The sequence below is a fragment of the Oleiphilus sp. HI0125 genome, assembly GCF_001635355.1.
On record NZ_LWGF01000997.1, the window covers coordinates 1 to 963 of the forward strand.

Consider the following 963-nt stretch of genomic DNA (forward strand, 5'->3'; position numbering starts at 1 on the left):
TATACCAACCTTCATCATTATCCCAGTTCACGTCTGTACCAGTGAGTGACTTCACCTCATCCGTTTCCGTAAAGGTTCTAGCCGCTAGATCTGTACGGACTAGCTCTTGTTCAGTTCCGCTATCCCAGATGGTGTAATAGCTTTGGACATTCACATTCGCTTGATCGCCATCTACTAAATACTGACCAGTACCAAAAGTAACTAAAGCATTTGGCGAGAAACCTTTATTGGCTTGCGCACTGTTCAATGCCAAACTAGGGGCCGCCGTAATAGGCTGCGCCGCACCATTACTATCTTTTGCTGAGAATAAAGGCTTTGGTGTTGTGCCAGATTTATAAGCAGAGCCCCACTTGCTTGCATCCGTATTGCTTACATCAAAGGCCCACATATTGCCTTTAATATCACCACCATAAATACGGTCTGGAATCTGATCTCCATTCAAGTCAACAGCTGTCACACCAGATAAACCATTTTTATCAAGCGATGTACCTAAACCTGTATCGATCACAACTTTGTCGGTTGCAGCCCACCCATCAAGACCCTCTTCGATATACAAGATCATGAGTGCTGCACGACCATTGGTTGACTCATAGCCATTACCAAAGATCACCGCCCATTTGCCGTTATTCATCAATGAGATTAATGGAGCAGTCGTCAAGAAACCTAGATTTGCATCATCACTTTCAGTGAATTCCCACATTACAGTATTAGCAGCATTCGTCGCTAAATCTGTAAAGTCATCTGGGTTAGTCACATCCAGTGCAAATAAGCCTTTACCACCAGCACGCAGGCCACCAACTAGAACAGTTCGCCAGTCACGTGACACATCTGCAGAATTGCCTTTTGTATAGACGTCTTGCGCTACTGGCGTCAAATCTACGTAATACTGATGCGCATAGTTAGGGTCTGTTAGATAGTGCAATCCTTCACCCGCAACGCTTGAGTAGACCAAATTAGGCACAT

1 protein-coding gene is annotated in these 963 nt (G+C 44.8%); it reads right to left on the reverse strand.

Translation table 11 applies throughout. The annotated features are described in order from the left end of the window. The coding region (locus tag A3762_RS17125) for a pilus assembly protein (RefSeq protein WP_255375061.1) at nucleotides 1-963 on the reverse strand (963 nt) is incomplete at both ends.